Annotated in this window: 20 protein-coding genes; 12 read left to right on the top strand and 8 right to left on the bottom strand. The window is 55.4% G+C overall.

What is annotated here, in order from left to right:
- Window positions 1–20: 20 nt before the first annotated feature.
- Window positions 21–1,280: an SLC5/6 family protein gene (locus tag H598_RS0105370; protein WP_425402351.1), complete on the top strand. Its 1,260-nt coding sequence runs from the start codon at window positions 21–23 to the stop codon at window positions 1,278–1,280.
- Window positions 1,281–1,358: 78 nt separating this feature from the next.
- Here H598_RS0105370 and H598_RS0105365 read toward each other — a convergent pair whose 3' ends face one another.
- Window positions 1,359–2,249 (bottom strand): LysR family transcriptional regulator, encoded by an 891-nt coding sequence (locus H598_RS0105365; RefSeq protein ID WP_028112097.1) that lies wholly within the window; start codon window positions 2,247–2,249, stop codon window positions 1,359–1,361.
- 130 nt (window positions 2,250–2,379) lie between these two features.
- Here H598_RS0105365 and H598_RS0105360 point away from each other — a divergent pair, with 130 nt between their 5' ends.
- The 5 genes from H598_RS0105360 (at window position 2,380) to H598_RS0105340 (ending at window position 7,941) form a co-directional block, all read left to right on the top strand.
- Window positions 2,380–2,946: a cytochrome b gene (locus H598_RS0105360; RefSeq protein WP_035415450.1), complete on the top strand. Its 567-nt coding sequence runs from the start codon at window positions 2,380–2,382 to the stop codon at window positions 2,944–2,946.
- A 78-nt stretch (window positions 2,947–3,024) separates the two neighbouring features.
- Complete coding sequence (locus H598_RS23405) at window positions 3,025–3,927, top strand: MBL fold metallo-hydrolase (protein ID WP_084144339.1); 903 nt, start codon at window positions 3,025–3,027, stop codon at window positions 3,925–3,927.
- Between the two features lie 342 nt (window positions 3,928–4,269).
- On the top strand, window positions 4,270–5,037 hold the full coding sequence (locus tag H598_RS0105350) for a response regulator transcription factor (protein ID WP_028112095.1): 768 nt from the start codon (window positions 4,270–4,272) through the stop codon (window positions 5,035–5,037).
- Between the two features lie 357 nt (window positions 5,038–5,394).
- The gene (locus tag H598_RS0105345) at window positions 5,395–7,098 is read left to right on the top strand and encodes a hypothetical protein (protein ID WP_028112094.1); all 1,704 of its coding nucleotides are present in this window, start codon (window positions 5,395–5,397) and stop codon (window positions 7,096–7,098) included.
- 237 nt (window positions 7,099–7,335) lie between these two features.
- Complete coding sequence (locus tag H598_RS0105340; protein ID WP_028112093.1) at window positions 7,336–7,941, top strand: TetR/AcrR family transcriptional regulator; 606 nt, start codon at window positions 7,336–7,338, stop codon at window positions 7,939–7,941.
- 114 nt (window positions 7,942–8,055) lie between these two features.
- Here the strand turns inward: H598_RS0105340 and H598_RS0105335 are convergent, their stop codons facing one another.
- Complete coding sequence (locus H598_RS0105335; protein ID WP_028112092.1) at window positions 8,056–9,573, bottom strand: aldehyde dehydrogenase family protein; 1,518 nt, start codon at window positions 9,571–9,573, stop codon at window positions 8,056–8,058.
- 205 nt (window positions 9,574–9,778) lie between these two features.
- Entirely contained in the window at window positions 9,779–10,555 is a 777-nt protein-coding gene (locus tag H598_RS0105330) for a Zn-ribbon-containing protein (RefSeq protein WP_028112091.1), read from the bottom strand.
- A 120-nt stretch (window positions 10,556–10,675) separates the two neighbouring features.
- On the opposite strand from H598_RS0105330, the gene H598_RS0105325 reads away from it, so the two are divergent.
- On the top strand, window positions 10,676–12,169 hold the full coding sequence (locus H598_RS0105325) for an MFS transporter (RefSeq protein ID WP_028112090.1): 1,494 nt from the start codon (window positions 10,676–10,678) through the stop codon (window positions 12,167–12,169).
- Here the strand turns inward: H598_RS0105325 and H598_RS0105320 are convergent.
- Window positions 12,166–12,447 (bottom strand): hypothetical protein, encoded by a 282-nt coding sequence (locus H598_RS0105320; RefSeq protein ID WP_028112089.1) that lies wholly within the window; start codon window positions 12,445–12,447, stop codon window positions 12,166–12,168. The two genes, H598_RS0105325 and H598_RS0105320, sit on opposite strands and share 4 nt — an antisense overlap.
- A 180-nt stretch (window positions 12,448–12,627) precedes the next feature.
- Between H598_RS0105320 and H598_RS0105315 the strand changes: the two genes are divergently transcribed.
- Window positions 12,628–13,014 (top strand): DUF3192 domain-containing protein, encoded by a 387-nt coding sequence (locus tag H598_RS0105315; RefSeq protein ID WP_028112088.1) that lies wholly within the window; start codon window positions 12,628–12,630, stop codon window positions 13,012–13,014.
- 58 nt (window positions 13,015–13,072) lie between these two features.
- Here the strand turns inward: H598_RS0105315 and H598_RS0105310 are convergent, their stop codons facing one another.
- On the bottom strand, window positions 13,073–13,303 hold the full coding sequence (locus H598_RS0105310; protein WP_028112087.1) for a DUF2789 domain-containing protein: 231 nt from the start codon (window positions 13,301–13,303) through the stop codon (window positions 13,073–13,075).
- Window positions 13,304–13,583: 280 nt separating this feature from the next.
- Between H598_RS0105310 and H598_RS0105305 the strand changes: the two genes are divergently transcribed.
- Entirely contained in the window at window positions 13,584–14,228 is a 645-nt protein-coding gene (locus H598_RS0105305; protein ID WP_028112086.1) for a GNAT family N-acetyltransferase, read from the top strand.
- A 739-nt stretch (window positions 14,229–14,967) separates the two neighbouring features.
- Here the strand turns inward: H598_RS0105305 and H598_RS0105300 are convergent.
- Window positions 14,968–15,387, bottom strand: coding sequence for a DUF3301 domain-containing protein (locus H598_RS0105300; protein WP_028112085.1), 420 nt, complete (start codon window positions 15,385–15,387; stop codon window positions 14,968–14,970).
- A 3-nt stretch (window positions 15,388–15,390) separates the two neighbouring features.
- Window positions 15,391–16,413 carry a DUF3549 family protein gene (locus H598_RS0105295; protein WP_084144338.1) on the bottom strand — a complete coding sequence of 341 codons (1,023 nt, stop codon included), beginning with the start codon at window positions 16,411–16,413 and terminating at the stop codon, window positions 15,391–15,393.
- A 110-nt stretch (window positions 16,414–16,523) separates the two neighbouring features.
- Between H598_RS0105295 and H598_RS0105290 the strand changes: the two genes are divergently transcribed.
- Window positions 16,524–16,838, top strand: coding sequence for a YqcC family protein (locus tag H598_RS0105290; protein ID WP_028112083.1), 315 nt, complete (start codon window positions 16,524–16,526; stop codon window positions 16,836–16,838).
- Between the two features lie 85 nt (window positions 16,839–16,923).
- On the opposite strand, the gene H598_RS0105285 is transcribed toward H598_RS0105290, so the two are convergent.
- Window positions 16,924–17,859 carry a DUF5692 family protein gene (locus H598_RS0105285; protein WP_028112082.1) on the bottom strand — a complete coding sequence of 312 codons (936 nt, stop codon included), beginning with the start codon at window positions 17,857–17,859 and terminating at the stop codon, window positions 16,924–16,926.
- 571 nt (window positions 17,860–18,430) lie between these two features.
- Between H598_RS0105285 and truC the strand changes: the two genes are divergently transcribed.
- Together truC and H598_RS0105275 are read left to right on the top strand one after the other, a co-directional pair.
- Window positions 18,431–19,213, top strand: coding sequence for a tRNA pseudouridine(65) synthase TruC (gene truC, locus H598_RS23400; RefSeq protein ID WP_245595560.1), 783 nt, complete (start codon window positions 18,431–18,433; stop codon window positions 19,211–19,213).
- 199 nt (window positions 19,214–19,412) lie between these two features.
- Window positions 19,413–19,883: a flavodoxin gene (locus H598_RS0105275; protein WP_028112081.1), complete on the top strand. Its 471-nt coding sequence runs from the start codon at window positions 19,413–19,415 to the stop codon at window positions 19,881–19,883.
- Window positions 19,884–19,885 lie beyond the last annotated feature (2 nt).

Raw genomic sequence — 19,885 nt, 5'->3', positions numbered from 1 at the left:
CTGCCCACGAACAGGCAGGGATGTCTGAATCGGATTGGCGGCAGGCCACGCGGTTCGACAGCGTGGATATTGGCTGGATCGTCATGAGTATCGGCATGGCCATCGGCGCCGGCATCGTGTTTCTGCCGGTGCAGGTGGGGATCATGGGGCTGTGGGTGTTCCTGCTGTCGTCGGTGATTGGCTATCCGGCCATGTACCTGTTTCAGAAACTGTTCATCAATACCTTGGCGGAATCCAAACAATGCACCGATTACCCCGGGGTGATCTCGGGGTATCTCAGCAAGAACTGGGGCGTGGCCCTGGGGGTACTGTATTTCCTGATGCTGGTGATCTGGGTGCTGGTGTATTCACTGGCGGTGACCAATGACAGCGCCTCCTACCTGCAGTCGTTCGGGGTGACCGAAGGGTTGTTGAGTGACAACCTGTTTTACGGTCTGGGGCTGATTTGTGTGTTGTCTTACCTCGGCAGCAAAGGGGAAAAGCTGCTGTTTAAATTGTCCGGTTTCATGGCGGTCACCGTGTTGTCGCTGGTGGCGGTGATGGGCGTGCTGTTGATCTCACGCTGGGACCTGGCCAACATTCCTGCGGTGGGCGACATGGTGCCGATGCTCAAAGACGCCATCATTACCCTGCCGTTCACCCTGACCTCGATCTTGTTTATTCAGTCTCTGAGCCCGATGGTGATCTCCTATCGCGCCCATGAAAAGTCCATCGAGGTGGCGCGGTACAAGGCGTCGCGGGCGATGACCATCGCCTTTGCAATTCTGTTTGTGGTGGTGTTTTTCTTCGCGGTGTCGTTCACCCTGGCCATCAGCCAGGATCAGGCGGTGGATGCCATGAACCGCAACGTGTCGGCGCTGGCGATCATTGCCCATTACTTCCCCGGCAGCTGGGCGACCATCACCGGCGTGGTGATCAACATCTTCGCCATCGTCACCTCTTTCTTTGGGGTGTTCCTGGCGTTTCGTGAAGCCTGTAAGGGGCTGGTGATGAACCTGCTGCTGCGCAGCAGAAGCCAAGAGCAGGTGAATCAGCAGCTGGTGGATAAAGTGGTGGTGGTGTTCATTATTCTGATGGCCTGGAGTGCCATCGCGTTGAATGCGCCAATTCTCTCCTTTACTTCCATCTGCAGCCCGATCTTCGGTCTGGTGGGATGCCTGATCCCGGCGTACCTGGTGCACCGGGTGCCGGATCTGCACAAGTACAAGGGCCTGGGCACCAACCTGATTATCGGCACCGGCATCTTGCTGTGCATTTCGCCGGTGCTGGCGTTCCTGTAATCGGGGAAAGGAGCGACACCACAAACGGCCTCGAAGGAGGCCGTTTGTGTGGCAGAATCCATACCGATAGCCTTGGGTTTACTCCAGTGCGAGGTGAGCGGCCAGATACTCAATAAGAATTCTCACCCTTCGTGGCAGAGTGCGGTTGAGTGGATACAGAGCCGATATGGAGCTGGGGGGCTGACAGTAGTCGCCCAGAAGCGGGCATAACTCACCGCTATCGATGTGGTCTTTAAACAGGAAGCTGGGGCCAAATCCAATGCCCAGCCCCTGCCTCATACCCTCCACGATTAGGTTTCCATCATTACTGGTTAGCTTCCCTGTTACCTTTACTGTTAACGCCTCTCCATCGGGTTTGCGAAACTGCCAGCCTCTGCTCGACTTCGAATCACCGTAGAGCAGGCAGTTGTGTTTCATTAAGTCCGATGGGTGCGTGGGTTCCCCCCAAGCCTGAAGGTAGCTTGGCGAGGCGACAACCTGAAACCGACACTCGCCTAGCCGCCGCGATACTAAGCTAGAGTCTTCCAGTTGCCCGACTCTGATGGCCAGATCAATGCCTTCTTCGATCAGGTTCTCTACCCGGCCGCTGGCGATAACGTCGAGGTCGATGTCGGAGTATTGGCGTTGAAATGCAATCAATAGCTGACTGAATCCGGAGATAATCAGACTTTGAGGAATTGTCATGCGGATTTTTCCTCTGGGGGCGTTTTGGCTGTCCAGTATCTCCGCCCTGGCAAGCTCCGCTTCTTTCATGATCCGTTGGCAGTGGCGGTAAAATTGGCTCCCCTCATCAGACAAGCTCAGGGTTCGGGTGGTTCGATGCAGCAATCGGGTTCCCAGATCCTGTTCCAATAGAGACACCTGTTTACTGACAAAGGACTTTGACAGTTTCAGCTTTTCAGCAGCGGCGGTAAAACTGCCGGACTCCACCACCACCGTAAAAGTCTCCATTAACGCCAATGTATGCATGGTTGTTTCCAATAGGTGAACAATGATGTGAACCTTAGCTTATATATCCACCCTCATGGATACAATAAGCTGGGGCTAGTGATGGTTACCGGGGGACCGGTGTCAGTTCCATTTGAGGCAGAGGTGGCTTATGAAGACGAATCGTATAGATAAACAAAGGTATGGCGTTCTGGCGATGGGATTACATTGGGTCATGGCCCTGATGCTGATTGCGCTCGTCGCCATAGGAAACTACATGGTCAGCCTGGAGAGTGGTGATCCGAATCGTTTGCCGCTGATGGGACTGCATAAATCCCTTGGGGTGGTGTTTATGCAACTGGCCATAGCTCGAGTGATTTGGCACCGAATTTCACGTCCTCCGAAATTGCCTCAGGTGTTGGCGGCCTGGGAGCGTCGACTTTCCCAGACCATTACCCTGGCGTTGTATTTCTTTATGCTGGCCATACCGTTCAGTGGTTATCTGATGACTAATTACGCGGGTTTTCCAGTCATTGTGTTTGGACTGGTGAAACTGCCACTGTTGGTTGATAAAGACCCTGCTCTGGTTGAGGTCGCGAAGCAAGCTCACCTGATTTTGGTATCGGGATTGATGGGGGCTCTGTTGGCTCACATTGCTGGCGCCATCAAGCACCGTGTTTTCGATGCCCCGGAAGCGGATGTGTTGCCGCGAATGTTGCCGGTAAAACCTCGCTCGTAAATCCCTGTTATCCATTTGCCTGGTTACCGCTCGTCAGCAGGAGCGTTGCAAATACCTCAGTTAAAGGAGAACTCTGTTATGAAATCAATAGCGCAAGCGGCCCTTATCTGTTTTGGCCTTTTGCTGTCCACTACGGCGATGGCCACAGCCACCTTCCCGACTCAGGAACCCATGGGAGGAAAAGAGTTCGGTCACAGTGTTAAGCATATCGGTAATGGCTTGTATGTGTTTCGCTGGTGGGTGTATCGAAACTTCTTTCTGGTGACCGACGAGGGGGTAATTGTGTCGGATCCACTGAACCCCAAGGCGGCACAGTTGCTGCAGTCTGAAATTCGTAAGGTCACCACCAAGCCGGTGAAGTACGTCATTTACAGCCACAATCACCATGATCACATTTCCGGTGGCACCATCTTCAAGGATCAAGGCGCCCAATTTATCGGGCATAAAAATGTGTTGGCTGAGTTAGCGGACCACCCAAGTCCGGTGTTGCCACTGCCTGATATCACCTTTGAAGACAGCTACACACTGACCCTGGGAGGCCGGACGCTGGAACTGAGGTATTTCGGACCTAATCATGGTAATAGCCTGATTGTGACTCATTTTCCCGAAGAGAATATTGCGTTTATCGTCGATATTGTCACCCCCAGAAGAGTGGCATTCCGGGGAATGCCGGATTTCTGGCCCGATGAGTGGGTGCGTTCCCTGAAGGAGATTGAACGCATGGATTTAGCCTATGTGATTTCGGCTCACGGGCCTCAGGATCAGCCCGCCATAGATCCGGCTTCGGTGATTAAGGAGCAGCGAGTCTACATCGAAGACTTGATGGCTGCGGTGAAGCAAGCCATGGACTCCGGTGTGCATAGTCCTGATGCGTTAAGGCAGCACATCAAACTGCCTAAGTACCAACAATGGCAATACTACGAACAGTGGTTGCCTATGAATGTTGAGCGAATCTGGGCCTATTATCATATGGGCTGGTAACGGCTGTATTGGATTGGCGGTATTCAGGTTCGGCCCGGGGGATTCCTCCGGGCCGATTCGGTTGGTGGCGACAGGGTCGGGCCCGGGACTGTTAGCCCGGGAACGGGGCTGATACCGGATAGGAGTTACTCTGCTGTCCTGGCTTTACTGAGACAAAGTTGATGTTGATCGCAAATGAGGGCCCAGGATCTTAGCGATCGTTGCTTATGATTCTCCATTTATCGTACCGTACGGTACGGTTCGTTAATGGCCGTGTAACCAGACTCAAAATTTCTTCACTTCAGGTGATGAGGGCTTTGTCATTGGCGAGGGAGAGAAGAGCTCCGCGGTAAAGGAGGGGATATGAATACTGGGATAGGCATTGGCCGTGTGTCGATGGCACTTTCTGGAGAGGTGGCAGTCTTGGAAGGCAAGGAGCGGCTTGAGAGGTTGGCCAAAGCACTGCCACAGCTCGGGCTGCGCTTTATTGATTATTACCTCTATGACAAGGAGTGGCTGGAAGTCGGAGGGGAACTGGGGCGTCGCCCGAAAGAGTCTTGCATAAGACAACCTGCAAGGAGCATCTGCAATTCAGATTATACCCTGAGGTTCAGGAAGCGATGTCAGCACTTGCTGCCGTTTACCTCACGCAGCGAGGCCGGTGACCGAGTCGTGGGCTGCTCCGCCTTTCAATGTGTGAAGCGCCAGTCGTGCACCAACTATTGGGGGCAGTTCGGCGTCGGCGCCAAGGTGTTGGTGGTCATGGAGTTGGACGTCATGCCTCACTGGGTCGCCGTGTTTACACTGTATTCGAGTTACCAGCAGTCTGAATTGCAGAGACGACTTGGATTGCCAGAAGTATCGCATCAATTAAAAGCCTGCAGTGAGGATCTGTTCCGATGTCATGCCGATGAGATAAATCCCTATATTAATTTTTCAGTAATAGGCGCTAAGTCTTTAAAAATCATTGAGCTGCTTTCAAAGGGAGAAACCACGAAGTCGATATCCGATTCTCTCTTTATGACCGAAAGGGGCGTGATGTATCACATCGATACATTGAAAGACAAAATTGGTGCGAAAAACCGGGTTCATCTCGTTTCTCATCTATACCGGAACAGATTGATTTTCTGACGTTGATGGCAGAGTGATGCTCAAACCTTAGGGCATCGAATCTATATCGCGTGGCGAATTACGATGCAGCCAAGCCGGTTTTGCAGGCTTTGAATTCCAATGCCGATCACCCTTTTTAGGCTTGCGCTAAATCTCTATACATTTCGACACAGATTCTCGACCGGGAGTTATAGGAGCATTTCTTTACCGTGCTGGTGATAAATACCACAGGGAAATGATGGCTTTTCAGAGTGACCTGAAAAGGCAGAGATGAAATGAAGAGGTAGGGTACCGATGACAATATTAAAACCTTTCAAGTGGCTGCCAATGTTGCTGCTTGGAGCACTGATAAGCGGGTGTGACTCAGACGATGAGACTGTGGCCGTACCCCCAACTGAACCACCAGAGGTTCAATACGACAACCTTCAACTGCAGGTCAATAACCAATCCAGCCTGGAGGGTGAGGTCACTGTGTATTTGGGACCGTGGTTTCCCTGTGGAGAAGCGCACCCTGAGTTTTGTACTGCAGACAATAAGTCCAGCTCGACGCTGGATGACCGCAAATACATTGTTACCGTGGCGGCGGAAAAATTAAAACAAGCTCGGCCGCAGCCGTTGAGGCCGGATATTTTTGTCGCAGGAAATTATTCACTGCTGGACGTGATGATGTACGTCAGTGATATTCGTGATGACTTTCAGATTGAGCTGACTGGATTTGATGAATCCATCGGCACTCACAAATTCCTGGTGTCTTGGGATGTGAATGGTGATGGTCAGTTCAGTGCCGAAGGTGATGGGGCAGACAACTATCGCAGCCCGGACTGGTATCCAAGATGGGGCTATGCCAGTGAATTGAAGCGAGAGATTGGCCCGGTGGAACTGGAGGCTCATTACCGGCCGGCGGATGAGTTGATTGTGGCGTATGGCACGGAGATTCGATTCGAGTCTCATTCCAGTGCCATGACTCAGCGGCGGGAACAGTTGCAGCGGCAGCAGGTAGCGCGCCGTGCCCGGGATGGCGGTGCGTTGATCATTCCTGAATTTCAGGTCAATCTCAAGGATGGCCGTGGCTATGTGACTCTGGCCAAAGATATTAAAGTCAGGCACTTCAACATTCGTGATGATCTGTTCCAAAAAGACGTATACACGCTGGCTGACTTTTTCATGACGCTGCACTATGACTACGGTTTTAATCTGGAATTTACTTATTGGCCGACTTTGTCGACCAATGCCAGGGTGAATGCGTTTGCGGTCACTCAGTTTGAGGGCCGCGCTGCCAACGGCCTGTATGGCTGGGCCTATCAAGTGGGTGAAATTGCCTCAGAGCGGGACTTTTTCTTCGGCTCCATCGGTAAAGTGGAAGTGCCATTAGAGACGATTCTGGAGAATAAAGATGGAACATTCTGCCCCTGGTTAGGGGAGATGGATCTTGATAAGGCCAAGATCTGTCAGGCGGACTGGAACGACGTATTTGGCGGCAACAAAATTCACCAGATGTCGGATCATTGGGTGTTGAATGCCACGCCTGAGATGGTGCAGCTGCAGTGGCACAACATCATGCCCGGACTGTGGGGAACGCCGCAGCCCAATGTCGTTGGCGATGGCAAACAGGAGGTGTACGATTCTCGCGATGCCATCAAGCCGCTGACAGACAGCCACTTTGGCTGGAAAATTGCCGACTGCTCTCAATGTCACGCCCTGGAACGAACCCATTTGCAGGGAGACTCCCCGATTCTGCCAGCCAACCTTCAGCCCCATTACTGTGCGTCGTGCCATGGCAGTAACGGTGCGACTCCTGGCCATGGTGAAACCGCCCGTTGCAGCTGGTGCCATTCTCAAGACAAGGCGATGATCAATCACGGAACCGCCAGTAACAAATACCGGTTGTCTCAATTGACCTGCCCTGACGGCGAAGCCGGGCCTTGTGCGAACGCGGCGGCATTGCTAGTGAAACCTCATGATGCTGCGGGTAATGGCGAGGGCTATGCGGATGAGCAGCTGACCTCATCCAACTCCCTGTGGCATACCGATGAGCAGTTCCCTGAGCCGTACGCCTGCGTCAGTTGCCACACCACCCCTTAATCAGAGACGAGATTAAGAGAGGAGTGCGTGAGTGCCTGATGGAAACAACCGATGCCCTGCGGCATCGGTTGTTTGTTCCTGGGCGGGCATGTCGGCATTTTTCGGGTTGCGGCAGGGATTGATCGCTTCAACGCTGGCTTGCGGAGAATGCCTTGATGGTGCGGGGGCTTGTCCTTAGAATGGCAACGCCTACCTTGTGTTTAGGCTCTGTTCTCCCAGTCCTGAAGGCCCCAATAGATGCGACCATCCTCAAAAGAGAAGCGAGATAAGATTCTGACTATTGCCAGAGAGCTATTTTTTAAACAAGGGTTTAGTCAGACCAGCATGAGCCAGATATTGGAGTTGTGCGGAGGGTCTAAAGAAACCCTCTATCGCTACTTTGGTAATAAGAAAGGGTTGCTGCAGCAGGTGATTCAACAACAAGTTGAAATGACCGGGGTGCTGTTTCAGTTTGAGGCTGGGTCCGCAGAGAGCTTAGAGCCAAAGCTGATTCAATTTGGTAAAGACTACATCAACATGTTTTACCGTCAGGACTTCATCAACATGTATCGGGTGATGAGTGATGCCTCCAGAGAGGATGTCGAACTGGCCGAGCTGTTTATGGCCCAGGGACCTCGGCGTTTGCACAGCCAACTGGGTGAGTTTCTTAATGATTATGCCGAGAGAGGGCATATCGACATTGCCGATTCAGACATTGCGGCCGCACAGTTTTTGGGCTTGATGCGGGCCAATTTCTTTCATGAAGCCTTGCTGGGAACGGCGCCACCATCTCAGGCGGTCATTGCTGACTACGTTCAACAATCGGTGGCGTTGTTTTTGTGCCCGCAAAGAGCCGGACAGTAGCGGCAGGCGATACCGGTTGGGCCATCAACAGGCATTGATGATGGGGGACCGGGCGGCATGGAACCAACAAGGTTGTACCAACGGCCTCGAAGGAGGCCGTTTGTGTGGCAGGGCTTAGAAGAAGCCCAGCGGGTTGGGATCGTAACTCACTAGCAGGTTTTTGGTTTGCTGGTAGTTGCCAAGGGCCATCTTGTGGGTTTCCCGGCCCATGCCCGATTGCTTATAGCCGCCGAAGGCGGCGTGGGCGGGATAGAGGTGGTAGCAGTTGACCCACACCCGCCCGGCCTCGATGGCACGACCGACTCGAAAGGCTCGGTTCTGATTCATGGTCCAGATGCCAGCGCCCAGGCCGTAACTGGTGTCGTTGGCAATGGCCAGTGCTTCGGCTTCGTCTTTGAAGGTGGTGATCCCCAGGGTCGGGCCGAAGATCTCCTCCTGGAATACCCGCATGTTGTTGTGACCCTTAAGCAGGGTCGGCTGCACGTAGAAGCCGGATTCCACGCCTGCAGGTTGGCTGGCTTGTCCTCCGATGAGGAACTCGGCACCCTCGGCCCGGGCCACCTCCATATAACTCATGATCTTATCAAACTGCTCCTGAGAGGCCTGGGCCCCGACCTGGGTGTCGGTGTCCAGTGGGTTGCCCTGCTTGATGGCCTTGGCACGCGCGATCACCCGTTCAATGAAGCGGTCGTAGATGGCCTCGTGCACCAGTGCCCGAGAAGGGCAGGTGCAGACCTCGCCTTGATTGAAAAAGCCCAGCAGCAGCCCTTCGACGCACTTGTCGATGTAGGCGTCGTCCTGATCCAGAATGTCTTCGAAGTAGATGTTGGGGGACTTGCCGCCCAACTCCAGGGTTACTGGAATCAGGTTGTCGGCGCCCTGGTGCATGATGTGGCGGCCGACCTCGGTGGAGCCGGTAAAGGCCAGTTTTCGAATCCGCTTGGAGCTGGCCAGGGCCTGACCGGCTTCGTGGCCGTAGCCATTAACCACGTTGATGATGCCGGCGGGCAGCAGGTCCTGCAGGGTTTCCATCAGCACCAGGATGCTGGCCGGGGTTTGCTCGGCGGGCTTGAGCACCACGCAGCAGCCGGCGGCCAGCGCCGGTGCCAGTTTCCAGGCCGCCATCAGCAGCGGGAAGTTCCAGGGGATGATCTGGCCGACCACGCCGATGGGCTCGTGGTAGTGATAGGCGTTGGTATTGGCGTCCAGTTGACCGATGCTGCCTTCCTGAGCGCGCAGGGCGCCGGCGAAGTAGCGAAAGTGATCGACGCACAGCGGCAGATCGGCGGCCAGGGTTTCGCGAATCGGTTTGCCGTTGTCCCAGGTTTCTACCAACGCCAGGGTCTGGCTGTAGGCCTCGATGCGATCGGCAATTTTCAGCAGCAGGTTGGCCCGCTCGGCAGCCGGGGTGGCACCCCACAGCGGTTGTGCCTGATGGGCGGCGTCCAGCGCCAGTTCAATGTCGGCGGCGCAGGACTGGGGGATGTCGCAGATGGTGGAGCCGTCCACCGGGCTGGTGTTGGCAAAATAGCGGCCCTGGCTGGGTTCGACCCACTGGCCGCCGATGAAGTTGGCGTAGCGTGGCTTAAAGTTGAACAGGGCATCGGTGCTGCCGGGTTTGGCATAGATCATGGTGCGTCTCCTTCGCTTCGAGTGGCGAGAGTGACGGCGCGGGAGACGACACAGCACAAAGACGTTGGAGCCCAGAAAATGGCTCGGGCTTCGGCCGCGCCGAAAGCTCTTTGATTGGGAGTTGAAAGGCTTCGTTTATCGAAGCCGAATCGCCAGTATGAAAGGATTGAGGCGTTTCGCCTTTAGACTTTAGTCTAATGCCGGCTCAAATCAGGTCCCAGGACAGGTTGGACACCAGTCGACAGTCGTGGCAGACGAAGTGAAACAGATCGTGGATGGTTTCGCCCAGGTACCAGTCCGGATTGCCGCAGCGGGGGCAGGGGCGTGCCTTCTCCTGCTCCAGGTTGGCACCGCCGACCCGGTACAGGTAGTAATAGGTGGGGACCTGGGTCAGGTACTCGATGCGACCGCGGAGATCCCAGCCGCGGCGGAACAGGGCGCTGTCCACCTGGTTGATCTCGTCCAGGGCGGCAAACTCGACCGCGCCACTGCCAGCCATCTGCAACTCATCGCAGGCTTGCCATTCACTCTGCCATTTAATCAGTGCCTTATGGTCGCCGTTAAAGGTTGCCGGCAACCGGTAAAGGGGCACCGGCATCATGGTTTCACCATCCCGCAGCGGTGAGCAGGTGTGCACGTAGGTGGTGTACAGCAGTTGCCAGTTAGTGGGCAGCACCGGTGAGCTGGCTTCGCTGTTGATGTCGCGCCCCAGCACTTTGAGGCGGGGGCGGGTCAGGCTGGCATCGGCCAACTTATCCAGCCGTTGTTTGACCCAGTCGGAGTGAAACCTCGGATGCAGGCTGTCCTCTTCCGGGCACAGGGCCCGCAGTCGAAACTCGGCCTGGTTCTGCATCACCGGGAACTCTTTTCCCAGGATCTGGCCATTGGCGCGCCAGGCTTCCACCAGCTGATTGATGGCGTACTCCACCTGAGACAGGGTGGTGTCATCAAAGCATTCGAAACGCAGTTCTACCAAGTACATGAGGGACTCCGGTTGGGTTGGGGCGGCCATTATAACGGCGTTGGCGGTGACGGCAAGCTTGTACCTGGGGGCCGCAATCGCTAGGTTGTATACTTTATTCTAAAATATGAGAGTTCAAGGATGACCCAACCCGCTTCAGGTGGCTGGAACGACGCCAGTAAACTGGGGATCGGTGCCGCCATCGCCAGTCTCGGTTACGTATTCTGGGTGGTCGGTGGTATGGAACTGGTGGAGCGACTGGCCTTCTATGGCGTCAAAACCACCGCCAGTATCTATGCCACCGATGCGCAATCCGCCGGCGGCCTTGGCCTGACCATGACCGACTTCAGCTGGATTTTGCTGGCCTGGGCCCTGTTTCAGTCCTTTGTGCCGGTGTTCTTCGGTGCCACCGCCGATCGCATCGGCTACAAGGAAACCATCGCCCTGTCGACGGTGATTAAGATTGCGGCTTATCTGCTCATGGCGTTGTTCCCGTCGTTCTGGGGCTTTTTGCTGGGGGCGGCGACCCTGGCGTTTGGCACCGGCATCTTTAAACCCGGCATTCAGGGCACCCTGGTTAAGTGCTCGACCCGGGAGAACTCGGCCATGGCCTGGGGCCTGTTTTACCAGATGGTCAACATTGGCGGCTGGTTGGGGCCGATTTTAGCGGCTCAGATGCGAATCCTGGCCTGGGATAAATTGTTCTTTGCCTGTGCGGCCATCATCAGCCTTAATTTCCTGTTGCTGCTGACCTACCGGGAACCGGGTAAGGCGCAGCGACGGGCGGTGTCGCATCAGAGCGGCATGTGGCGCAGCGCCTGGCGGGAGATTCGACAACCCCACCTGCTGAGGTACACCCTGCTGTTCTCCGGCTTCTGGTTTATGTTCATGGCCCTGTTCGACGTGCTGCCGGTGTACATTCGAGATTGGGTCGACACCCGCACCCTGGTGACCAGCCTGTTTGGTGGGGCCGAGCCAGGAGCGCTGATGCAGGCCATTCTGGCCATCGACCCCGATACCCTGGCGGTGTTGCCGGAGGGGATCATGAACATCAACTTTGGCATGATCATGCTGGTGTGCTTCCTGTATGCGGCGGTGGCCGGCCGCATCGGTACGGTGCCGTCGCTGGTAACTGGCACCCTGTTATGTTCGTTGGGACTGCTGACCCTGGGGCTGTCCACCTACGCCTGGATCATCGTGCTGGCGGTGCTGGTGTTCTCCTCCGGCGAGATGCTGGCCAGCCCCACCTCCTCCAAGTTCATCGGCAATCTGGCGCCCGATGACAAAAAGGCGATGTATCTGGGGTTTAAAGAGCTGCCCTATGGTATTGGCTGGGTGGCGGAGTCGATCATCGGGCCACGGGTTTACGATGCCTGGGGGGCCAAGGAGACGCTGGCAAGGGAGGCACTGGCTCAGCATGGCATGACGGCGGCGCAGCTCAGTGGTATTCCTCAGGGGGAGTATTTTCAGCATCTGCAGCAGCAGACCGGACTCAGCGCCTCGGTGCTGACCGAGCAGCTGTATCAATCCGGCCAGGTGGGGCTGGTGTGGTATCTGATGGCCGCGGTGGGCTTGGTGACCACCGCTGGCCTGATTCATTACGGTCGTTGGCTCCAGCGCCATCCGCTGAGTTAGCGCCGCTCGGCCTCCAGCTGTTCGATTCGGGCGGTTAACGCCTGGATCTGGCGTTCCAGCCGGGCGAGGCGATCGTCCGGCTCGGCAACGGGGGGCACATCAGTGACCTCGGGCGACAGCTGCAGCACCGAGTCCGGATTCTGCTTGTAGTGTTTGATGGCCTGAATCAACACCGGCATCGGGTAGCTGCCGCTTAACTGGCCTTTGAGGGTGGCCAGAGACACCGTTTGCCCCTGTCGATGCAGGCGGCCAAGTGCCTGTTGTATCTGGGAATCCATAAGGGCCTCCTCAACCTGTTGGGTCAGCCTAACTGTTAGTGATTTTAGCCAACAGTGTGGCGGATTTTATCACTCCACCACAAGTTAAAATTGATTACCCGTTTGTTTTCAATTGGTTAAATAGTTGGCAAAGGACTTGCTCCTAGTAGGTGGTACTGATCATTCCTCAAGGAGACAGAGATGCAATCTAAAGTTTTGTTGCCCATGGTCGTGGCGGCGGCGTTCGGTTTGAGTGGTTGTGTGGTAGCCGTTGGCGGTGACGGCTGGGAGTCAGACAGCTGGGACAGCGATTCCAGCAGTCACTGGGCTAAGCTGGAGAAAGAGAATCGCAAGAAGCTGTCACAGCTGAGCCCGGGCATGAGTGTTGACCAGGTGGTGGCACTGTTGGGGACGGCAGAATTTAATGAGTTTTATCGTCAGGACGATAAGGACGTGCAGGTGCTGTTCTATCGTACCCACCGCACCAAGGGGGATGGCAAGACCACCAAAGAGGAGTGCACGGCGGTGGTGCTGGAGCAGGGCAAGGTGGTTGGCTGGGGGGATAAGGCCTACCACAACGCCATCTAAGCACGGCTTGTATGTATTAATGCGCCGGCCTCGTGCCGGCGCCTGTCGTTGTGCTGGCCTATTTATGCAGCAGGGTATCCAGGGTATCGATAACTTCGCTCCACTGGGCATCGCGATTGCGCTCTTCACTGAGAAAGCTTGATTGGGCTGCGGTCCAGAACGGCGCTTGCTCCAGGGGCGTGGCTCGATCCAGGGGGTGGGCCTGAATAAACTGATTGATGGCTTGCTCGCTGCTGGGCAGTCCCAACTGCTCAAACAGGTGGGGCAGGGTGGCTTGAGTGGTGTCCATGATTAACGGCTCCCAAATCGTTGTGTGATGAAGTGTAGTTGGCCAAAACCGGCTTCGGCGAGCGCCGACCCGCTAAATTGTCGTCATTCGGATTCGCTCGTGCTTTGGTTGGGGTATCCCAATCCCTCATCTTGTGTTATCAAAGGAGGGTTTATAACTAGTAGAGTCATTGGTGCTCTTCACTCCGTCATAACGGCGACGAATCGAGGCGTGGCCTGGCATGACCTGATGCGGAGTGGAGGCCGAGGTGAGCGATGATGCATTTGTTGGGAGAGGATGGATGCAGAGTGAGCAAGTGAGTGCCGTAAAAGCGGTGTATCTGACGGCAGAAGAGTTAAGGGTGGCGGCGTCGCTGTTGTACAACGCCTACCACGATGATCTGTTTTTTCAGCAGGCTTTCGGTCGACAAAGCTATGGCCAGAAGCTGCGGGCCGCCATGCGCGAAGAGTTGAATGAGTTGTGGCATCACCAGCAGAAGGTGATCGGTTTTTACCTGGAAGATGTGCTGGTGGGCGTCGCCTGTGTGGTGGATAAAGAGTATCCCCAGGGCGAGAGCCGCTACTGGTACTGGCGCCTGAAAATGGCCTTGGGTACCGGCTGGACGCCAACCCGCAACTGGATTGAGCGTGAAGATGAACTGAAGCGGTTGCTGCCCACCGACAACTATTGGTTGCTGCAGCTGATTGCGGTACACCCGCAGCATCAACGTAAAGGGTTGGGGGCGCAGGTGGTGCAGTCTCTGATCGAACTGATGGCCGATCACGAAGTGGATGGCTTGGCGGTGTTTGTGTCTCAGCAGGAACACGAAGCTCTGTTTGAACAAAAAGGTTTCAAGCGACTTCAGAAAGTGACCGTGGCTGACGTAAGCGGCCAATTAATGTACTGCACCCAGACGGGTGAGGATGAATTGGCCCAGTCTTGCTGATCGCCTTTGTGCGAGATCTCTTACAAGCGTGTAGGATAAAGGGCCGAAGATTGACGAAATTCGAACAGGTGTTTTCATTTAAGCTCATGAATTAAGTGGTATTTCAGTCAGACTTTCGCAATGTGAAATCTTGAGTTTCGGCTTCAGTATGGTGCGAAAATGCCTTGTTTAGTTCTGTGATCTGAGTAGACTTTAGTTGTGCCAAGGGAAACGGCTAGGAACTGAATTAGTGATGCGTGACAGGAGGTTGCCATACACGAGTTCGGTGAAAGCAAACGGATCAGACATCACTAGGATGGTGAGACTTGAGAAGGGCGCTTACTCTGCCAGGATTGCAGATTCCCATGGATGGATCAGGACACCTCCAGGATGGAGATGAGTTCGATAACAGGATGTTATCGTGTTAAGGACGACAGTACAGTAGTACAAGGAAGCTGAAGGATCAGCGCAAGGAAGACCGCAGGAAGCAGCAGTACGCAAGGATGATGCAGGGAGCACCAATTATAGCAGGATTGCTTAGCGTGTAATATCTAGGGGCGCACTCGTGGCGCCCCGTTCTATTTCTGCTTGTGGGTGCTGGCACCGGCAAGTGACAAACGGCCTGGCTCGAATGCCAGGCTTTTTTGTGCGTCCCTGTCGGCACCCTGCACCCACAACCGCGCTTTTCCGGGCAATTGACTCGTAGGCTAGGCAATAAAAAACCACCGCGTGCGGTGGTTTTTGGTGTGGCAACCCGGGTCTACTTGCAGCCGCTGGAGCAACCGCCGGAACGGGGAGAGCAGCTGCTGGCACCGCCGCCGCCACCGCAGCCGCCGATGCGGCCTTTGCTCTCGGGGGCCTGTTGCCACTCCGGCTCCGGGTACAGGGGCATCTCAACGTCTTTCAGTTTCTTGCCACTGAGCACCACGATGGCGTGCAGTCGGTTGATGCCGTCGGTGGAAAATTCACATTGATAGCGGGTATTCCAGCCCAGCCCCTGGCCAGGGATGAATCCCAGCCGGGCCTGAACCCGGGCGGTGCTGACCCACTGTAGCCGGCGTTTCTGACATACCCGCTTCACATGGAACTCCGCAATTTCAGAGATCTGCCTGAGCTGCCAGAATACGGCGGCAATGCCACATACCAGCAGGCCGAGAATGAGATCGGTGAGATTTAGCATTGATTAAGCCCTGACTAATTGCATGAGATGACCGATGGCGGCCGCCAACTGCGTCGAACGCTGTGGGGTGCGAATGGCGGTCAATACCTGTTGTCGTAAACTTGGCATGGAAACCAGGTCAGAGTAAAGGGCAACGAACAGTTCTTTGTCCTCGGTCGCCAGTCGTTCCAGGTAGGCCATCATTCGTTGGGGTTCAGCCAGAGGTCCCCAGCAGCGAGCGGCGATCACCACCAGGGTATCGGCGCTGGCGTGGGGCAGGGCCAGGTCGATGGCTTTGGCCAGCGCCTGATCGGCCCCCGCCAGGCCACGCAAGACCATCTGGTTAATGGCGTCGTTGCTGCCATCTTGCATCAGGTGCAACCAGGCGTCGGCCATCGCCTCTCCACAAGGAAAGTTCTCGGCCACAGAAGCCAGGGCCGCCAGTGGCTGTGGTGGCATCTGGCCGATGGCGGTGGGTAACTCATGCCGGGCTTGCTGCTCGGTGAGCCGGGCCAGGATGTCTGCCAGTCCCTGCAGCCCGACCTGCTGCCAGTTGTCCCAGCCCATCTGACCCTTGAGGTAACTCTGGCAGTGTTCGAAATAGATGGAAGCCGGCCGCGCCAGTTGCAGGTTGACCCGGGCATGGAACACCGCCAGTTTTTCCTGACCTGGTGCAAAGATGAAAGGGTTACTCTTGAGCCCCTCCTGCTGCGCCTCGGTCATGGGGGCGGTGGGGTCCCGACCCAGACCGTCGACCACGGTTTGCAGAAACTGGCTGCGGGCGGCGGGGTTGAGCAGGCCCTGTTCATCCACCGGTAACTTCAGAAACCAGATAAAGTGCTGCTGCGATTCCTGTGGATTCCAGAACAGGATCCCCAACCAGGCGTGGCCGTTTCTGGGGTAGGGGTAGGGCGTGGTCATCGCTTCGATCTGCGCAAATTCGATGGGATCGATGGGCGTGACGCGGCGGCCCATATCGAAGACCTGATACTGAACTCCGGCGGCTTGCAGGAACTGATGCAGAGTATTGATGTTTTCCATGGTCATGATGATCGCTTATCTGAGGCACGAATCGCTGTGCAAACTAGCCGCGTATTATAGGGCCAAGGCTTGCCCGATGGTATGATTTGGCCCCATTTGTTCCCTGGGAGTGAGAGATGAGCCGCGAGAATGAGGTGCAGCACGGGCTGCTGAGATTGCAACAGGCCCTGCAGCAAGCGCAGTTATGGCAACAGACGCCGGTGTCGGCCGAGGCGCTGGCCAGTACCCAGCCCTTCGCCATTGATACCCTGTCTTTTCCGCAATGGTTGCAGTTTATCTATCTGCCTAAGCTGCAAGCGCTGCTGGACGCGGGTCAACCATTGCCGACCAAGGTGGCGGTGGCGCCGATGGCCGAACAGACCTTTGCGGGCTCGCAGCCCGCGCTGGTTGCGGCCATTGCCCATCTGGATGCGCTGCTCTGCTCGGCCTAGGAGGGTCGCTGAAGCAGTCAGAGACAAAAAAAGGCACGGTATGGGTGCCATACCGTGCCTGTTAGGGGTCTTGCAGGATGATGAACTATTTGTTCTCTTCAACCACCAGTTTGTACGGGGCGGTATCGGAGAAGATCTCGTCTTTCAGCGGGTTCAGCTTGTGCTTGCGGATCTTGTAGAACTGGTAGACAAACAGCGCCACGTTGGCGGCCAGGGCGACGAAGCTGGCGGCGAAGAAGGCATCTGGGTCCCGGGTAGCCGGTACCGGTGCAATGCGATCCGCAAAGGAGGGCACGGACATGACAAACATGATCCACAGCGCCAGAGTCGCGGCCCGGTGTTGCAGCCAGGCGCCCTTCTTGATGAAGAAGGCCGGAATGGTGCAGGACAACAGTAAGATCACGCCACAGTAGAAAGAGTGGTCGGTGATGCAGTTGTAGGTGTAGGCAAAGTTCCACAGGTCATAGGCAATAATCCAGGGCCAGATCATATCAGGCCAAACCATATCTTTGGATTTGTCCTTGGAGATCATAATACCGGTCCAGCCGCAGATGGTAATGATATTAAGCAGGCCAGCGATACCATTCATGATGTTCCATGAACCGGACATTAACCATAGGTTATCGATAACCTGTCCATCCCAGGCACCATAGCTGTAAACCTGGAAATCACGCAGACAGGCTTCAAAAATATTCAGTGCCAGAATAAAAGCGGGGAAGGCCAGTGCATATTTATTCTTGGCTAGCTTAGGGCTGTAACGTATTGCCATAAAGCCAAGGCAGCCAGCCAGTGCAGAATAGGTTTTCACCCAGTTGAACCAGTTACCCGTGCCGTATTCGTTACCCGGCGCTGCGGTGGTTGGCCATACAAAGATGGTCAGCCCGATGGGCATGATAAGATACAGCAGGATGCCGCCCCACATGGTGGTACGACCGAATTCATTGAAGGCCATCAGGGCGATGAGTACGCCCAGGCCGATGGCCCAGCCCATGAGTCCGGGGACTTCATAAAAGAAACCCATAATACACTATCTCCATTTATAATAATTGCGACTGGCCTGGTAATAACTCTGAGTGTCGCCCACAACCGGGTATTCAGAATAGAGTGCTGAATACTTTTAGATTAAATAAATCGTGGGCGCAGAGTTACCTGCGACGGCCAACCTATCGAATTTAGTTATTGTGTTTTTTTCTAGCCAGGCTAAAAAAATAAACGGTTAAATATCACTAATGCAATCTCGTTACGCTAACCTTTATATCGACTGTTTCAGTTACCAAATCACCAATGCTTCATATTTAAATTACGCCTGAATAGACTCCGATTTCTTGTCTTACATCAATTTTTCAACAAATATAGAGCAAATACTCTATTTTTCGTTAGATCAGGGTAACTCAGTGTGACTCAGCTCTCACCGAGGAGGCGTGTCGGCTCGGTACTTGCTGTTTCTCGGTGGTTGCCTGAGTTGGGTGGGGACCACCATCGGTGCCGGGATGAGGCATCACCGACGTCAGCGCTAACCCGCAGAGGCCAAAGTCGGCAAAATCTGGTACCTTTTAGCGCCGCTCGGTGGCGAGCGTGGTTTTTAACAGCAGATTCAGCGGAACCCCATGATTAACATTTTGTTTGAAGACGAGCACATCGTGGCCGTGCACAAGCCCTCCGGCTTGCTGGTGCATCGCAGCTACCTGGCGCGCAAAGAGACCGAGTTTGCCATGCAGATGGTGCGGGATCAGGTTGGCTGCCATGTGTTTCCACTGCATCGATTGGATCGGCCCACCTCCGGCATTCTGATTTTTGCCAAATCTGCCGAGGTGGCGCGGGTGATGCAGCCGCAGTTTGCCGAGCGTGGCATCGATAAACGCTACCTGGCGTTGGTACGGGGCTACGTTAATGAGGCGGGGCATCTCGATTATCCGCTGAAAGAGGAGCTGGACAAGATTGCCGATGCCCGGGCCAGCCAGGACAAAGAGGCCCAGGAGGCGATCACCGATTACCGGCCCTTGAACCAGGTCGAACTGCCCTTCCCGGTGGGACGCTACGACAGTTGTCGTTATTCGTTGGTGGAGATGAAGCCCGTGACCGGGCGCAAGCACCAGTTACGTCGGCATATGGCCCACCTGCGTCATCCCATTATCGGTGATACCAGCCATGGCGATGGTCGCCATAACAAATTCTATCGGGATCACTTCGGTGTGCAGCGGCTGTGGTTGATTGCCAAGACGTTGTCGTTTACCCACCCGGTGACTGAGACGGTGGTGGTATTGGAAACCGAACTGGAAGCCGAGTGGCTGCAGTTGTTTGAGGCCTTTGGCTGGTCACAGCAACAGTCTGATTATCAGCTGTTGGATCGTGACGGCGCTGCCTTGGGGAGTTGAACTTGGCCTTCCATATGGCTCTGGGTAAAGTAGGTAATGCGGCGCACCCGTTGCCGCTTAATGTGGACTTTATGGTGGAGCCGGCGTGTTCGCTGACGGTACTGCATCCTGCCTCCGAGTTAGCGGTTGTTGCGCCTTTACGGTCCTTACAGTAAGGTGGAAATGTGAATTTATCAAGTCGTTAACAGGATGTTTAGGGATGGCTAAGATTAGCGTATTGGTTGGTTCCGTATACGGTGGTGCCGAGTACACGGCAGAGCAGGTGTGTCAGGTTCTGATGGCCCAGGGACACAGCGCCAGCATCAGTGGTGCCCAGAGTGCCGAGGAGTTGCTGGCCGAGGGCAGCGACGCCTGGCTGGTGATCACCTCCACCACCGGCAGCGGCGATTTGCCGGACAACATTCTGCCGCTGTTTACCTCTCTTAATGACCGCTTTCCTCTGATCCCTGATCTTTTTTACGGTGTCATCGCCCTGGGGGACTCCAGCTATGGTGACACCTTCTGTGGCGGCGGCCGCCAGTTCGATGCCCTGCTGCAGGAGCTGACGGCGTCGCGCATCGGTGAGATGTTGACCATCGATGCCTGTGACACCTTTGAGCCGGAGCACGCGGCCGTGGCCTGGGTGGACACCTGGCAGGCGGCGCTGACGCTGGCGCTGTCTCAGGCCTGAGA

Source organism: Ferrimonas kyonanensis DSM 18153 (assembly GCF_000425405.1).
Classification (GTDB): domain Bacteria; phylum Pseudomonadota; class Gammaproteobacteria; order Enterobacterales; family Shewanellaceae; genus Ferrimonas; species Ferrimonas kyonanensis.
The sequence above is the reverse complement of the archived record's forward strand: the minus strand, read 5'-3'. Positions and strand labels throughout refer to the sequence as shown.

Bases quoted from the DNA above. Each gene is read 5' to 3' on its own strand.
- H598_RS0105370 (WP_425402351.1), top strand. From the start codon at position 21: ATGTCTGAATCGGATTGGCGGCAGGCCACGCGGTTCGACAGCGTGGAT.
- H598_RS0105365 (WP_028112097.1), bottom strand. From the start codon at position 2,249: ATGCATACATTGGCGTTAATGGAGACTTTTACGGTGGTGGTGGAGTCC.
- H598_RS0105360 (WP_035415450.1), top strand. From the start codon at position 2,380: ATGAAGACGAATCGTATAGATAAACAAAGGTATGGCGTTCTGGCGATG.
- H598_RS23405 (WP_084144339.1), top strand. From the start codon at position 3,025: ATGAAATCAATAGCGCAAGCGGCCCTTATCTGTTTTGGCCTTTTGCTG.
- H598_RS0105350 (WP_028112095.1), top strand. From the start codon at position 4,270: ATGAATACTGGGATAGGCATTGGCCGTGTGTCGATGGCACTTTCTGGA.
- H598_RS0105340 (WP_028112093.1), top strand. From the start codon at position 7,336: ATGCGACCATCCTCAAAAGAGAAGCGAGATAAGATTCTGACTATTGCC.
- H598_RS0105335 (WP_028112092.1), bottom strand. From the start codon at position 9,573: ATGATCTATGCCAAACCCGGCAGCACCGATGCCCTGTTCAACTTTAAG.
- H598_RS0105330 (WP_028112091.1), bottom strand. From the start codon at position 10,555: ATGTACTTGGTAGAACTGCGTTTCGAATGCTTTGATGACACCACCCTG.
- H598_RS0105325 (WP_028112090.1), top strand. From the start codon at position 10,676: ATGACCCAACCCGCTTCAGGTGGCTGGAACGACGCCAGTAAACTGGGG.
- H598_RS0105320 (WP_028112089.1), bottom strand. From the start codon at position 12,447: ATGGATTCCCAGATACAACAGGCACTTGGCCGCCTGCATCGACAGGGG.
- H598_RS0105315 (WP_028112088.1), top strand. From the start codon at position 12,628: ATGCAATCTAAAGTTTTGTTGCCCATGGTCGTGGCGGCGGCGTTCGGT.
- H598_RS0105310 (WP_028112087.1), bottom strand. From the start codon at position 13,303: ATGGACACCACTCAAGCCACCCTGCCCCACCTGTTTGAGCAGTTGGGA.
- H598_RS0105305 (WP_028112086.1), top strand. From the start codon at position 13,584: ATGCAGAGTGAGCAAGTGAGTGCCGTAAAAGCGGTGTATCTGACGGCA.
- H598_RS0105300 (WP_028112085.1), bottom strand. From the start codon at position 15,387: ATGCTAAATCTCACCGATCTCATTCTCGGCCTGCTGGTATGTGGCATT.
- H598_RS0105295 (WP_084144338.1), bottom strand. From the start codon at position 16,413: ATGACCATGGAAAACATCAATACTCTGCATCAGTTCCTGCAAGCCGCC.
- H598_RS0105290 (WP_028112083.1), top strand. From the start codon at position 16,524: ATGAGCCGCGAGAATGAGGTGCAGCACGGGCTGCTGAGATTGCAACAG.
- H598_RS0105285 (WP_028112082.1), bottom strand. From the start codon at position 17,859: ATGGGTTTCTTTTATGAAGTCCCCGGACTCATGGGCTGGGCCATCGGC.
- H598_RS0105275 (WP_028112081.1), top strand. From the start codon at position 19,413: ATGGCTAAGATTAGCGTATTGGTTGGTTCCGTATACGGTGGTGCCGAG.